Genomic DNA, 13,375 nt, shown 5'->3' on the forward strand with positions numbered 1-13,375 from the left:
TGACCCCTTGACCCCTTGACCCCTTGACCCCTTGACCCCTTGACCCCTTGACCCCTTGACCCCTTGACCCCTTGACCCCTTGACCCCTTAACCCCCCCTTGACCCCGTGTTGCCCTGCGCCCCCCATGGTGCCGCAGCAGCCGCCAAGAAAAAAGCCCTGACTCTTGCGAATCAGGGCTTTTCATTTGGTGCCGGAGAGATGAATCGAACACCCGACCTTCTCATTACGAATGAGCTGCTCTACCGACTGAGCTACACCGGCGTTAGCCCGCCATTATAGCGGGGTATGGTAGCTGGTGATGCGGTCGACCTCATTTTTTGAGCCCAGGATGACGCTCACGCGTTCATGCAACTGGCTGGGCTGGATGTCGAGGATGCGTTGGCGGCCGTTGGTGGCGGCGCCGCCGGCCTGTTCGACCAGCCAGCTCATGGGGTTGGCCTCGTACATCAGGCGCAGCTTGCCGGGCTTGTTGGGTTCGCGCTTGTCCCAGGGGTACATGAAGACGCCGCCGCGGGTCAGGATGCGGTGCACATCGGCCACCATGCTGGCGATCCAGCGCATGTTGAAATCCTTGCCGCGCGGGCCTTCCTTGCCTTGCAGGCATTCGTCGATGTAGCGCTTCACGGGTTCGTCCCAGTGGCGCATGTTGCTCATGTTGATCGCGAATTCCTTGGTGTCGGCGGGGATGCGCACGTTTTCCTGGGTCAGCACGAAAGAGCCTTGTTCGCGGTCCAGGGTGAACATGCTCACGCCGTCACCCACGGTCAGTACCAGGGTGGTCTGGGGGCCGTAGACGCAGTAGCCGGCCGCCACCTGCTGGGCGCCGGCCTGCAGGAAGTCCTGCTCGGTCACGCCGGGCGAGCCCTCGGGCTTCTTGAGCACGCTGAAGATGGTGCCGATGCTGACATTGACGTCGATGTTGCTCGAGCCGTCGAGCGGATCGAACAGCAGCAGGTACTCGCCCTGCGGGTAGCGGTTGGGCACCAGGTAGATGCTGTCCATCTCTTCGGAGGCCATGGCCGCCAGGTGGCCACCCCATTCGTTGGCTTCGATCAGGACTTCGTTGGCGATGATGTCGAGCTTCTTCTGCACTTCGCCTTGCACGTTCTCGCTTTCGGCGCTGCCGAGCACGCCGCCCAGGGCGCCCTTGTTGACGGCCTGGCTGATGCTCTTGCAGGCGCGGGCCACCACTTCAAGCAGCAGGCGCAGTTGCGAGGGGATGTGACCGTCGACGCGTTGCTGCTCGACGAGGAAGCGGGTCAGGCTGATTTTCGATGCCATGTTGATTTCTCTCCTTAATCGGCGAGGGCGCGGGTGACAACCTCGCGCACATCGTTGCTGAGTTCGGCCTTGGAGGCCACGCGGGCGATGGCTTCGCGGGCGGCGCTGCGGTAGGGCTCGGCCAGTTTCTTCCAGCGGTCCAGGGCGCGGGCCAGGCGGGCGGCCACTTGCGGGTTGATGGCGTCCAGTTCGATCACGCGGTCCGCCCAGAAGACATAGCCCGCCGCATCGCTGCGGTGGAAGGCGCCGGGGTTGGCGCTGCAGTAGCTGAAGATCACGCTGCGTGCGCGGTTGGGGTTGCGCAGGTTGAAGTCGGGGTGACCCATCAACTGGCGCACGGCACCCAGCACGTTGCCGCCGCGGTCGGGGGCGCCAGCCTGCAGCGAGAACCACTTGTCGATGACCAGGGCCTCGTTCTTGAACAAGGCATGGAAGCGTGCCAGGGCCGGCACGGCCAGTTCGTGGCCGCTGATGACGAGTGCGCTCAGGGCGTTGAAGCGGTCGGTCATGTTGCCCGCGTCCTTGAAGCGCTGCAGGGCCTTGCCGGGCCAGACGGTGTCACCGCTGTGGCGAGCGGCCAGGCACAGCATGGTCAGCGCCAGGCCGGCCAGGGCCCGCTTGCCCGACGATTCGGGGTCGGGGCGGTAGCCGCCGGTGTCGCGGTTGACCTCCCAGGCCTGCTGCCAGTCGGCCTGCAGGGCGCGTGCCAGTTGCTCGCGCATGGCTTCGCGCACGGCATGGATGCGTTGCGGGTCGACCACGTCCAGCTGTTCGGCCAGGTAGGTCTCGGACGGCAGCGTCAGCACCAGTTCCTTGAAGGCGGCATCGAGGTGGGGGTCGGCCAGCACCTGGCGCATGGCGCGCAGGTAGGCGTCGTCCAGCACCTCGGTGCCAGGGGCTTCTGCGGCGGTGATGGCCTTGATGGCGCGGGCCAGGGCCAGGCGTTGACCGGCTTCCCAGCGGTTGAAGGCATCGCTGTCGTGGGCCAGCAGGGTCAGCAGTTCGTCGTCGCTGTAGGCGTAGTCGAGCACCACCGGGGCCGAGAAGTCGCGCAGCAGCGAGGGCACGGGGGCGCTGTCGACGTTGATGAAGGTCAGTGTCTCGCTGGGCTGGCTCAGCACAAAGGTGCGCGTGCCGGTTTCGGCCTGCGGCCAGTGGGCCAGTTGCAGGGGCAGTTCGCGGCCCTGGGTGTCGAGCAGGCCCAGGTTCAGCGGAATCACAAAGGGTTCCTTCAGGGCCTGGCCCGGGGTGGGGGCGCAGTGCTGGCTCAGCGTCAGCGTGTAGGTGTGGGCCTCGGCGTCGTAGCGGCCGATGGCCTGGACGCGCGGGGTGCCGGCCTGGCTGTACCAGTGCTTGAACTGGGGCAGGCGCTGGGCCAGTTCCGAGCCCGGGTTGGCGTCGGCAATCGCCTGGGCGAAGGCGTCGCAGGTGACAGCCTGGCCGTCATGGCGCTCAAAGTACAGCTTCATGCCCTTGGCAAAGCCTTCGCGGCCCACCAGGGTCTGCATCATGCGCACCACCTCGGCACCTTTTTCGTAGATGGTGACGGTGTAGAAGTTGTTGATTTCGATGTAGCTGTCGGGTCGCACGGGGTGGGCCATGGGGCCGGCGTCCTCGGGGAACTGCGCGGTGCGCAGCACGCGCACGTCTTCGATGCGCTTGACGGCGCGGGCCGAGGGGCTGCCCGCCAGATCCTGGCTGAACTCCTGGTCGCGGAAGACGGTCAGGCCTTCCTTCAGGCTGAGCTGGAACCAGTCCTGGCAGGTGACGCGGTTGCCGGTCCAGTTGTGGAAGTACTCATGCCCGACCACGCTTTCGATGTTGCTGAAGTCGGCATCGGTGGCGGTGGCCTGGTTGGCCAGAACATACTTGGTGTTGAAGATGTTCAGGCCCTTGTTCTCCATGGCGCCCATGTTGAAGTCGCTGGTGGCGACGATCATGAAGCGTTCCAGGTCGAGCGGCAGGCCGAAGCGGGCCTCGTCCCAGGCCACGCTGGCCATCAGCGAGTTCATGGCGTGCTCGGTCTTGTCGAGGTCGCCAGGGCGCACAAACACCTGCAGCAGGTGGTCGTGGCCGGCACGCGAGCGGATGCGCTGCTCGCGCGCCACCAGCTTGCCTGCCACCAGGGCGAACAGGTAGCAAGGCTTCTTGTGCGGGTCGACCCACTTGGCGAAGTGGCGGCCTTCTTCAAGCTCGCCTTGCTCGACCAGGTTGCCGTTGGACAGCAGCACCGGGTACTTGGCCTTGTCGGCGCGCAGGGTGACGGTGTAGCTGGCCATCACATCCGGGCGGTCCAGGAAGTAGGTGATGCGGCGGAAGCCCTCGGCCTCGCACTGGGTGAAGAACGAGTCGTTGCTGACGTACAGGCCCATCAGCTTGGTGTTCTTGGCCGGGTTGCAGGTGGTGAAGATCTCCAGGTCGAAGGCGTCCGGGCCTTCGGGCAGGTTCTCCAGCACCAACTGGTTGCCGTCCATCTTGAACGAGGTGCCCTGGCCATTGACCAGCACGCGTGCCAGGTTGAGCTCTTCGCCGTCCAGGCGCAGGGCCTGGGCCGCCACCTCGGTGTTGCGGCGCAGGCGCATCTTGTTGAGCACGCGGGTCTTGGCCGGATCCAGGTCGAACGTCAGTTCAACCGTGTCGATCCAGTACGCGGGAGCGGTGTAGTCTGCACGGTGGATGGCCGTGGCTTGTCCTTCTCGCATCATGTGTTTCTTCCTGTGGGCCGGGGTGCCGGCTGGGGCTGGTGGGGTCAGACGCCTTGCTTGAGCGAGGCTTCGATGAAAGCATCCAGGTCGCCGTCCAGCACCTTCTGGGTGTTGGAGATTTCGACGTTGGTGCGCAGGTCCTTGATGCGGCTCTGGTCCAGCACATACGAGCGGATCTGGTGGCCCCAGCCCACATCGGTCTTGCTGTCTTCGAGCTTTTGTTGTTCTTCCTGGCGCTTGCGCATCTCGTGGTCATACAGGCGCGAGCGCAGGCGCTTCCAGGCCACGTCGCGGTTGCTGTGCTGGCTGCGGCCGTCCTGGCACTGCACCACGATGCCGGTGGGGATGTGGGTCAGGCGCACGGCCGAATCGGTCTTGTTGATGTGCTGACCGCCCGCGCCACTGGCGCGGAAGGTGTCGGTGCGCACATCGGCCGGGTTGATGTCGATCTCGATCGAGTCATCGATTTCGGGGTACACGAAGACGCTGGCAAAGCTGGTGTGGCGGCCGCCCGATGAGTCGAACGGGCTCTTGCGCACCAGGCGGTGCACGCCGGTTTCGGTGCGCAGCAGGCCGAAGGCGTATTCGCCCTCCACCTTGATGGTGGCGCTCTTGATGCCGGCCACATCGCCCGGGGTTTCGTCTTCCACGGTGGCCTTGAAGCCCTTGCGCTCGGCGTACTTCAGGTACTGGCGCAGCAGCATGCTGGCCCAGTCGCAGGCCTCGGTGCCGCCGGCGCCGGCCTGCAGGTCGAGGAAGCAGGGGCTGGGGTCGGCCGGCTGGTTGAACATGCGGCGGAACTCAAGCTGCTCGATGCTCTGGGTCAGGTGGGCGCACTCGGCCTCGATGGTCTCCAGACCGGCCTCGTCGCCTTCTTCCTTGCTCATGTCGTAGAGCTCGGTGTTGTCGGCCAGTTCGCTGCTCAGGCGGTCCAGCACCAGGACGACGTCGTCCAGGGCTTTTTTCTCTTTGCCGAGTTCCTGGGCCTTCTTGGGGTCGTTCCAGACGTTGGGGTCTTCGAGCGAGGCGGTTACCGTGCGCAGGCGTTCAGCTTTGGCAGGGTAGTCAAAGATACCTCCGTAACTCTTCGGTGCGCTGGCTCAGGTCTGCCAGGGTGGTGCCGATGAGGTTGACGCGTTCTGCTTCCATGATTTTTATCCTGTGAGTGTTCGGGGGCATGCCGCGAGGTGGCTCCGGGCGCCAGTGGCTGGGCATGCAAACCCTGCATTTTCTCACGGGTCGTGACAAGACTCCCGGGTGGCCTGTTTCTGGCCCAAATAAAAAAGGACCGCCGAAGCGGTCCTGGAGCAGGCTTGGGGCCCAGGCCCCTGGGCTCAGTGGATCACCATGAGGGTGAAGGGCGGCACATAGGCCTGCAGCGTCACGAACAGACCCACCAGGCAGGCCAGCGCCACCGAGTGGAAGAACACATAGCGCAGGATGTCGCCTTCGTGGTCGAACCAGCGGGTGGCCGTGGAGGCCACGACGATGGATTGGGCGTCGATCATCTTGCCCATCACGCCGCCGGAGCTGTTGGCTGCGCCCATCAGGTTGGGCGACAGGCCCAGCTGTTCGGCGGCCACTTTCTGCATGCCGCCAAACAGCACGTTGGCTGCGGTGTCGGAGCCGGTCAGAGCCACGCCCAGCCAGCCCATCAGGGTGCCGAAGAAGGGGTAGAACACGCCGGTGGCGGCAAAGGCCAGGCCCAGGGTGGTGTCCACGCCCGAGTAGCGGGTGAGCGTGCCCAGGGCCAGCATCAGCACGATGGTCAGCAGCGAGTAGCGCACCAGCCAGATGGTCTTGCCGTACGACTTGATCAGGGCCGGCAGGCCGTAGCCCATCACCAGGCCGCCGATCAGGGCCGACAGCAGGATGCCGCTGCCGGTGGCCGACAACAGGTTCAGCACGTACTCGGCGCTTTCGGCCGTGGGCTTGGGCACCACGGGCGGCATTTTCTCGATCAACTTGTGCAGGCCCTCGATGGCGAACTTCGGGGCGAAGAGGCTGTTCAGATAGGTCTTGGTGACCGGCAGGCCCCAGACGAACACAAAACCGGTCAGGATGACCCACGGCGTCCAGGCCTTGACCACTTCCGAGGTGGGGTGCTTGATCGGGGCCACGGGCTTCTGGGCCTGGCCGCCGGTGCTTTCGTGGCCCTTGAGCGAGACCGAGGTCCAGATCTGGGCCGGCCTCCAGAACTTCAGGAAGGTGACCAGCGCCACCATCGAGCAGATGGCGGCGATCACGTCCACCAGTTCGGGGCCCATGTAGTTGGACACCAGGAACTGCGGGATGGCAAAGCTCAGGCCAGTCACCAGCAGGGCGGGCCAGATCTGCTTCATGCCCTTCCAGCCGGCAAAGGCCCAGATCAGCCAGAACGGCACCAGCAGCGAGAAGAAGGGCAATTGGCGGCCGATCATGGCCGACACCGCGGCCAGGTCGTAGTCGTGCACCTTGGCCAGGGTGATCACCGGGGTGCCCAGGGCGCCGTAGGCCACCGGGGCGGTGTTGGCAATCAGGCTCAGGCCCGAGGCGGCCAGCGGCGAGAAGCCCAGGCCGATCAGGATGGCGGCCGTCACGGCCACCGGGGTGCCGAAGCCGGCCGCCCCTTCAAAGAAGGCGCCAAAGGCAAAGGCGATCAGCAGCAGTTGCAGGCGGCGGTCTTCGGTGATGCCGGCAATCGAATCCTGCAGCACCTTGAAGCTGCCGTTTTGCTCGGTCAACTGGTGCAGGAAAATGATGTTCAGCACGATCCAGCCGATGGGCAGCAAGCCGGTCAGGCCACCCAGAAACGCCGCCTTGCCGGCCATCTCGGCGGGCATGCCGAAGGCGAACACGGCGATGGCCAATGCGCTGAGCAGGCCCAGGCCGGCGGCAATGTGGGCCTTCAGGTGCAGAAAGCCCAGTCCGACCAGCATCACCACGACCGGCACCGCGGCCAGCAGGGTGGACAGGACCATGCTGCCTGTCGGGTTGTAAACCTGTTGCCAAACCATTTTTGTCTCCTGTTGTTGATGGGGCGGCGTCACTTTATCGAGACCGTCTGGGTTGTGGCTGTCGAGAAGCTGTCACAAAGGCTCAGATTGACTGAAAAATTTTCAAGCGGATGTTGCAGAAATTTTTGAAGACCGTTTTTGGTGTTTTCTGGGGTAAATGAAGAAAGTTGCCGTCATTTTGTCAACCGGGTATCACCTGAGTTCGGGTCTTGAAGAAGGCCACGGAGTTCACCAGGGCCACGGCTTGCTGCTTCAGGCTTTGCGCCGCGGCCGCCCCTTGCTCCACCAGGGCCGCGTTCTGTTGCGTGGTCTGGTCGAGTTGCTGCACGGCCTGGCCGATCTGGGCCACGCCCAGGCTTTGTTCCTTGCTGGCGGCGCTGATCTGGGCCACCAGCCGGGTCACGTCGGCGATGGCGCTGACCACCTCGGTCATGGTCGTGCCCGCCAGGCCGGCCACCTGGGCGCCTTGCTCCACCTGTTCATGGCTGGTCTGGATGAGTTGCTTGATCTCGCGTGCAGCGGCCGCGCTGCGCTGGGCCAGCACCCGCACCTCGCCGGCCACCACGGCGAAGCCCCGGCCCTGCTCACCGGCCCGGGCGGCCTCCACGGCCGCATTGAGCGCCAGGATGTTGGTCTGAAAGGCGATGCCGTCGATCACGCCGGTGATGTCGGCAATCCGGTGGGCGCTTTGCTGCATCTGCAGCACCGAGTTCACCACCGACTGCACCGCGCCGCCGGCCCGTTGCGCCGTGTCGGAGGCCTGGTTGGCCAGGGCATCGGCGCGCAGCGCGTGGTCGGCGTTGTGTTCCACCGTGGCCGCCATCTCCTCCATCGAGGCCGAGGTCTGCTCCAGCGCCGAGGCCTGCTGCTCGGTGCGCAGGCTCAGGTCGTTGTTGCCGGCGGCAATTTCGGCACTGGCATGGGCCACCCCCTCGGCCCCCGAGCGCACGGTGCTGACCACCTGGGACAGGCGGGTCTGCATGTCGGACATGGCCTGCAGCAGTTCGGCCACTTCGTCGCGGCCTGTGGCCCGCAGGGGCAGGCTCAGATCGCCATCGGCCACGGCCCGGGTGACCTGCACCGCGCGCCCCAGCGGGCGGGTGACTGAACGGCTGAACAACAGCGCACCCACGGCACTCAGCAGGCACACCAGCCCCATGACCGACAGGCTGATCCAGGTGCTGGCGCGGGCGTGGCTGGCCGCTGCCTCGCCTGATTCTTCGCTGGCGCGCCGGATCAGGGCCGTGGCCTGGTCCAGCAGGCGGGCGGGCTCGCGGTCGATGCCGGTGACGGCCTTGTCTCCGGCGGAGGGGTTGAACTGGGCCTGCTCAAACGCCTGCAGCCCTTGCCGGTAGGCCTGCCCCATGTGGTGGTGCGTCTGGCTGAACTGCTCCAGCAGGGCGCGGGCGTCGGGCTGTTCGATCCGGGCCGCGAGCTGACGCGCGCTCTGCTGCACCAGGGCTTCCTGCTTCTGAAAGGCCGCCCAGTAACGCTCGCGCTGGGCCGGGTCCTGGCCGCGCAGCAGCACGTTCTTCCATTCCTGGATCTGAACCTTGAACTCGCTGAGCAACTGGACCGCCCCCAGGGCGTTGTCGTGGTCTTTTTGCACCACCTCGCGGTACACGCCGATGGACTGGTTCAGCTGAACCAGGCCGAACAGGGCGGCTGCCAGCAGGGCGGCCAGGGCGCTGGCAAAGGCCAGCGGGAGTTTGATGCTCAGGCGCATGGTGCGGTTCTCCTCAAGCTCTGGCGAGAGCCGACTTGCCACCACCCAACGCTGTTTCAAATGCCCGCGCCAGCGAGCTTCATTGTGCAGAGATTTGTGATTAATGGTGATTTTTGGGGTGATTCACCCCAGAAAATCCGCTACCCGTGCGGCCAGGGCTTCGGGCTGGTCGTGGTGCAGCATGTGGCCGGCGTCGGCGATGCGGGCCACGCGGCAGTCGGGCACCCGCTGCAGGCGCTGGTGGTATTCGTCCAGGGTGTATTGGTCTTTCCACCACTGGCCCAGGCTGTCGTCCGAGGCTTCAACCGCCAGCAGCGGGGCGCTGATGCGGGCATACAGCTCCAGGGCTTCATCGACCCGGTACAGCTGCGCGCTGGTGACCTTGTGGCCCGCTTCGCCAAGGATCTGCCACTGGCTCTGCCCCTCTGGGCCGGCCACTTCGTGCGCCCAATGCTGGGCCAGCCACCGGGCCTTGTCGGCGCCCAGGCGGGGGTTGGTCTTCATCAGGCGCTGGGCCACGCCGTCCAGGCTGTCATAGGCCTTGAGGGCCATGGCGCCTGAGTGCACCTTCTTGAGTTCGTCCATCCAGCGGGCGTAGCGCCCCGGCGCCTGGGCCGGGCGGGTGGCGGGCATGCCGAAACCCTCCAGGTTGACCAGGCGGCGGATGCGTTCGGGGCGCGCACCGGCGTACATCATGGCCACGTTGCCGCCCATGCTGTGGCCCACCAGGTCGACCACCTGTGCGCCGGTGTAGTGGTCAAGCAGAAAGTCGAGGTCGCCCAGGTAGTCGGGAAAGCTGTAGTGATCACAGGCGGGCCCGGTGGTGAGGCCAAAACCGCGCCAGTCCGGGGCGATCACGTAGCGATCGGTGGGCAGCGCGTCGATCATGAACTGGTACGAGGCCGCCACGTCCATCCAGCCATGCACCATCACCAGAGGGGCTTGGCCGGCTTGCGGCGCGCCCCAGACGCGCACATGGTACTGATGGCCCCGGAGGGGGATGAATTCGCTGCGGGAGAGGCGTTTGGGCTGGTACATCGCGCGGATGATACGAAACGCGCTCACCTGACGTCAGTCAAGTCCAGGACAAGCCTGCAAGGCCCGCCAGCAGAAAAATCTGCCCGCCCGTACACTCTTTGCCGCCGTTGTTCGCCAAGCAGCCGGGTCCTTTGGAGGGCCTCTGGCCGGAGCCATCGGCGGCGCGGATTTCCATCAGACAGACCCATCGGAGTTTTCATGAACAAAGTCCAGCTCGGACAAAGCGATCTGCACGTCACGCCCATCTGCCTGGGCACCATGACCTTTGGCGAGCAGGTTGACGAGGCCAACGCCCACGCCATCCTGGACCGCTCGCTGGCGGCCGGCGTCAACTTCCTCGACACCGCCGAGATGTATGCGGTGCCGGCCCGTGCCGAGACCTGCGGCGCCACCGAAACCATCCTCGGCAACTGGTTCGCCAAGAACCCGGGTGCTCGCCAGCAGGTGGTGCTGGCCACCAAGGTGGCGGGCCCTTCGCGCGGCATGCCCTGGATCCGCGAGGGGGCCGGCATGACGGCGGCCGACATCGCGGCCTCCTGCGAAGGCAGCCTGCGCCGCCTGCAGACCGACGTGATCGACCTCTACCAGATCCACTGGCCCGAACGCAATGTGCCGGCCTTCGGCGCCATGTACTACGACCCCAGCAAGGAGCGCTCGGTCACCTCGATCCACGAGCAACTCGAGGCCCTGGGCCGCCTGGTGAAGGCGGGCAAGGTGCGCTATGTGGGGCTGTCCAACGAGACCCCTTATGGCGTGCATGAGTTCGTGCGCCTGGCAGAACAGCATGGCCTGCCCCGCGTGGCCACGGTGCAGAACCCGTACTGCCTGATCAACCGCAGCTACGAGAACGCCCTGGACGAAAGCTGCCAGCGCCTGAATGTGTCGCTGCTGGCCTACTCGCCGCTGGGCTTTGGCCTGCTGACCGGCAAGTACGACGCCAGTGGAACCGAAGGCCCTGAAGCACCGAAAGAGGGCCGCATCGCCCGTTACGAGTCGGTGCGCAAGCAGCGCTGGGGCCGCCCCGAGGCACTGGTGGCGGCGCGCCGCTACAACGCGCTGGCACGCGAGCATGGTCTCACGCCCACCCAGTTGGCGCTGGCGTTCTGCTACACCAAGTGGCAGGTGGCCAGCACCATCATCGGCGTGACTTCGGTCGCCCAGTTGGACGAAGACCTGGCGGCCTGGGGTACCACGCTGTCGCCCGAACTGCTGGCGGCGATCGACGCCATCCGTTGGGAACTGCGCGACCCCGCGATCTGATCGACGCAGTCGGCCTAATCGATGGATTCAGGCCGACCCGGTTGAGTTCAGGCAGTCGCCTGGGCCAGCGCCCCAGCCCGCCAGGGGGCGCCGGGTTCACCCAGGTCCCAGAACAGGCCGGCCATCAGGGCCAGGCCCTCACGGGCCACCGAGGCCAGCAGGTGCTCATTGGGGGCGTGCTGGGCGCAGGCCGGGTACGAATGCGGCACCCACAGCGTGGGCAGGCCCAGGCCTTCCGAGAAGATGTCATTGGGCAAAGACCCGGCCAGGTTGGGCAGCAGGCTGACCGCCTTGCCCGTGCTGGCCTGCATCGAGGCCAGGGCCCAGTCGATCCAGGGGTTGTCCAGGGCCAGTCGGGTGGCGGCGCAGCTCATGCCCATCTCCAGCCGAACGTCGGTGAAGCCGTGCGCGTCCAGGTGCTCGCGCAAGTGCTTTTCGGCGTTGCGCCAATCGGTGCCGACCACAAAACGCAGCTGACAGTGCGCCACGGCCGAGGCCGGGATGGCGTTGATCGGCCGCACGGCCGAGCCGGCGCCCAGGCCCAGCACCTCCAGCGTGTTCCAGCCCACCAGGCGCTCGGCCGGCGTCAGGCCCGGCTCGCCCCAGCCGGGGCTGAGGGCGGGGTCATCGGTGCCGCCGCCCACCGGCAGGTCGTGCAAGGCCTGGCGCAGGCGCTCTGGCGGGGCTGGCGGGCGCAGGGCGGCCACGCGCATCTCGCCTTGCGGGCCGATCAGGCTGGCCACCGCGTGGCTCACGCGGGTGCCCGGGTTGCTCAGCACGCCGCCCCAGTTGCCCGAGTGGTAGGCGCGCGGGCGGGGCTGCACATGCAGCGAGAAATTGATGGCGCCCCGTGAGCCCAGGAACAGGGTGGGGCGCTCGGCATGCACGCGCGGGCCGTCGCTGGCCAGGAACAGGTCGGCGCGCAAGGCTTCGCGGTGTTGCTGGCAGAACTCGGCCAACCCGGGTGAGCCGGCCTCTTCGCCCATCTCCAGCAGCACCGTCAGGTTGTAGCCCAGGCGCTGCTGGCGGGCCTGCAGGGTGTGGGCCAGTGCGCTGAGGTTGATGCTGTGCTGGCCCTTGTTGTCGGCCGTGCCGCGGCCATACCAGCGGTCGCCCTCGACGCTCAGTTGCCAGGGGTTCAGGCCCTCCCGCCACTGCGGCGTCTGTCCATTGACCACATCGCCATGGCCGTAGGTCAGCACGGTGGGGGCGGCCGGGTCTTCGATGCGCCTGGCCAGCAGGAACGGGCCGGCACCGGGCACCGGGTTGGGCAGGATCTGCACCTCGAAGCCCAGCGCCTGCAGCACGGGGCTCATCTCGTCGCTCAGGTAGCCCTGCAGGGCGGCCTGCGAGGCCTCGGTGGCGTCGGCGCCCAGGTCGCTTTCGGTGCGCCAGGCGACCCGGCGCGCCAGGGTGGCGGCCAGGGCGCCACTGTCAAGTTCGTGGCGGGCTTGCTGGATCAGTTGGTTTCGGGTCATGTCGGGCTTTCAGTGAGGTGGGTGGGCCTCCCCGACGCCCGAGCGGGCAGAACGGCGGGGCGGGTCAGGATCCGATGTAGCGGTCCTTGCGGTGGTTCATGGTCAGGATCAGGTTCAGCACCACGGCGCCGGCCACCGACAGGGCCACATTGGGCAGGGGGGCGGTCCACAGGGCCAGCAGCAGGATGGCGCAGTCGATGGCCATCTGGATGTGGCCGGCCTTCCAGCCCCGGCTCTCCTGCAGGTAGAAGGCCAGGATGCCGACCCCGCCCAGGCTGGCGCGGTGGCGGAACAGCATCAGAAAGCCGACGCCCAGCAGCACGCCACCGAGCACGCTGGCGTAGATCGGGTCGAGTTGGGCAAAACTGATCCAGTGCGGGGTCCATTCGGCCAACAGCGACAGCAGGGCCACCGCCGCAATCGTCTTGAGCACAAAGGCACGCTCCATGCGCTTCCAGGCCAGCACGTAAAAGGGCAGGTTGAGCACAAAGAACACCTTGCCGAAGCTGATGCCGCTGGCGTAGTGCACGATGAAGGCCAGCCCGGCCATGCCCCCCGTCAGCAGGTGGTCGTGCCCGTAGATGGCCACGCCCAGGGCGATCAGCAAGGTGGCCGAGAACAGTGCAAAAGCGTCTTCCGTGAGGCTGTGGGGCGCCACGCCGCTGACGGGGGAGCTGGGCGCAGGCGCTGCGGCTGGGGTGGATGCCGGGGGGGATTCCGGTTGCGGCATCGGCGCTGCGATCGGCGCCACTGTCTGGGCAGGTTCTGGGGTGTTCATGGCGAGGATTCTCCGCAAAGTCGTGCACGGCCTGCAGCAAGAGCGGGGCCAGGCCGTGGAAAGCCGGGTAGCAGACCACAGGGCGCTGCCCATGGACGTGATCCGGATCAGA

9 protein-coding genes and 1 tRNA gene are annotated in these 13,375 nt (G+C 66.4%); 1 reads left to right on the top strand and 9 read right to left on the bottom strand.

Features of this window, described 5'->3' with window-relative positions:
- Positions 1–186: 186 nt before the first annotated feature.
- From F624_RS0127545 to F624_RS0127575, 7 genes are all read right to left on the bottom strand, one after another.
- A tRNA-Thr gene (locus F624_RS0127545) sits at positions 187–262 on the bottom strand.
- A gap of 12 nt (positions 263–274) precedes the next feature.
- Positions 275–1,282 carry a class 1 fructose-bisphosphatase gene (locus tag F624_RS0127550; RefSeq protein ID WP_019577615.1) on the bottom strand — a complete coding sequence of 336 codons (1,008 nt, stop codon included), beginning with the start codon at positions 1,280–1,282 and terminating at the stop codon, positions 275–277.
- Positions 1,283–1,296: 14 nt separating this feature from the next.
- Positions 1,297–3,984 (bottom strand): aminopeptidase N, encoded by a 2,688-nt coding sequence (gene pepN / locus F624_RS0127555; protein ID WP_084679741.1) that lies wholly within the window; start codon positions 3,982–3,984, stop codon positions 1,297–1,299.
- A gap of 47 nt (positions 3,985–4,031) precedes the next feature.
- A protein-coding gene (gene prfB / locus F624_RS0127560; protein WP_157443660.1) for a peptide chain release factor 2 occupies positions 4,032–5,136 on the bottom strand; the annotation gives its coding sequence in 2 pieces (ribosomal slippage) (positions 4,032–5,054 and positions 5,056–5,136; 1,104 coding nt in all).
- A gap of 185 nt (positions 5,137–5,321) precedes the next feature.
- Positions 5,322–6,983, bottom strand: coding sequence for an L-lactate permease (locus F624_RS0127565; protein WP_031256493.1), 1,662 nt, complete (start codon positions 6,981–6,983; stop codon positions 5,322–5,324).
- A gap of 181 nt (positions 6,984–7,164) precedes the next feature.
- A complete protein-coding gene (locus F624_RS0127570; protein WP_019577619.1) occupies positions 7,165–8,709 on the bottom strand; it encodes a methyl-accepting chemotaxis protein in 1,545 nt (514 codons plus the stop codon).
- Between the two features lie 123 nt (positions 8,710–8,832).
- Positions 8,833–9,747: an alpha/beta fold hydrolase gene (locus F624_RS0127575; RefSeq protein ID WP_019577620.1), complete on the bottom strand. Its 915-nt coding sequence runs from the start codon at positions 9,745–9,747 to the stop codon at positions 8,833–8,835.
- Between the two features lie 198 nt (positions 9,748–9,945).
- Here F624_RS0127575 and F624_RS0127585 point away from each other — a divergent pair, with 198 nt between their 5' ends.
- Positions 9,946–11,007: an aldo/keto reductase gene (locus tag F624_RS0127585; RefSeq protein WP_019577621.1), complete on the top strand. Its 1,062-nt coding sequence runs from the start codon at positions 9,946–9,948 to the stop codon at positions 11,005–11,007.
- Positions 11,008–11,054: 47 nt separating this feature from the next.
- Here F624_RS0127585 and F624_RS0127590 read toward each other — a convergent pair whose 3' ends face one another.
- Both F624_RS0127590 and F624_RS0127595 read right to left on the bottom strand, forming a co-directional pair.
- The gene (locus F624_RS0127590; RefSeq protein ID WP_019577622.1) at positions 11,055–12,485 is read right to left on the bottom strand and encodes a M20 family metallopeptidase; all 1,431 of its coding nucleotides are present in this window, start codon (positions 12,483–12,485) and stop codon (positions 11,055–11,057) included.
- A gap of 64 nt (positions 12,486–12,549) precedes the next feature.
- Positions 12,550–13,263, bottom strand: a complete 714-nt coding sequence (locus F624_RS0127595; RefSeq protein WP_019577623.1) for a DUF6198 family protein — start codon at positions 13,261–13,263, stop codon at positions 12,550–12,552.
- Between the last annotated feature and the right edge of the window lie 112 nt (positions 13,264–13,375).

Origin of the sequence: Curvibacter lanceolatus ATCC 14669 (assembly GCF_000381265.1) — a bacterium.
GTDB classification, from domain to species: domain Bacteria; phylum Pseudomonadota; class Gammaproteobacteria; order Burkholderiales; family Burkholderiaceae_C; genus Curvibacter; species Curvibacter lanceolatus.

Bases quoted from the DNA above. Each gene is read 5' to 3' on its own strand.
- F624_RS0127575 (WP_019577620.1), bottom strand. From the start codon at position 9,747: ATGTACCAGCCCAAACGCCTCTCCCGCAGCGAATTCATCCCCCTCCGG.
- F624_RS0127595 (WP_019577623.1), bottom strand. From the start codon at position 13,263: ATGAACACCCCAGAACCTGCCCAGACAGTGGCGCCGATCGCAGCGCCG.
- pepN (WP_084679741.1), bottom strand. From the start codon at position 3,984: ATGCGAGAAGGACAAGCCACGGCCATCCACCGTGCAGACTACACCGCT.
- F624_RS0127550 (WP_019577615.1), bottom strand. From the start codon at position 1,282: ATGGCATCGAAAATCAGCCTGACCCGCTTCCTCGTCGAGCAGCAACGC.
- F624_RS0127590 (WP_019577622.1), bottom strand. From the start codon at position 12,485: ATGACCCGAAACCAACTGATCCAGCAAGCCCGCCACGAACTTGACAGT.
- F624_RS0127585 (WP_019577621.1), top strand. From the start codon at position 9,946: ATGAACAAAGTCCAGCTCGGACAAAGCGATCTGCACGTCACGCCCATC.
- F624_RS0127570 (WP_019577619.1), bottom strand. From the start codon at position 8,709: ATGCGCCTGAGCATCAAACTCCCGCTGGCCTTTGCCAGCGCCCTGGCC.
- F624_RS0127565 (WP_031256493.1), bottom strand. From the start codon at position 6,983: ATGGTTTGGCAACAGGTTTACAACCCGACAGGCAGCATGGTCCTGTCC.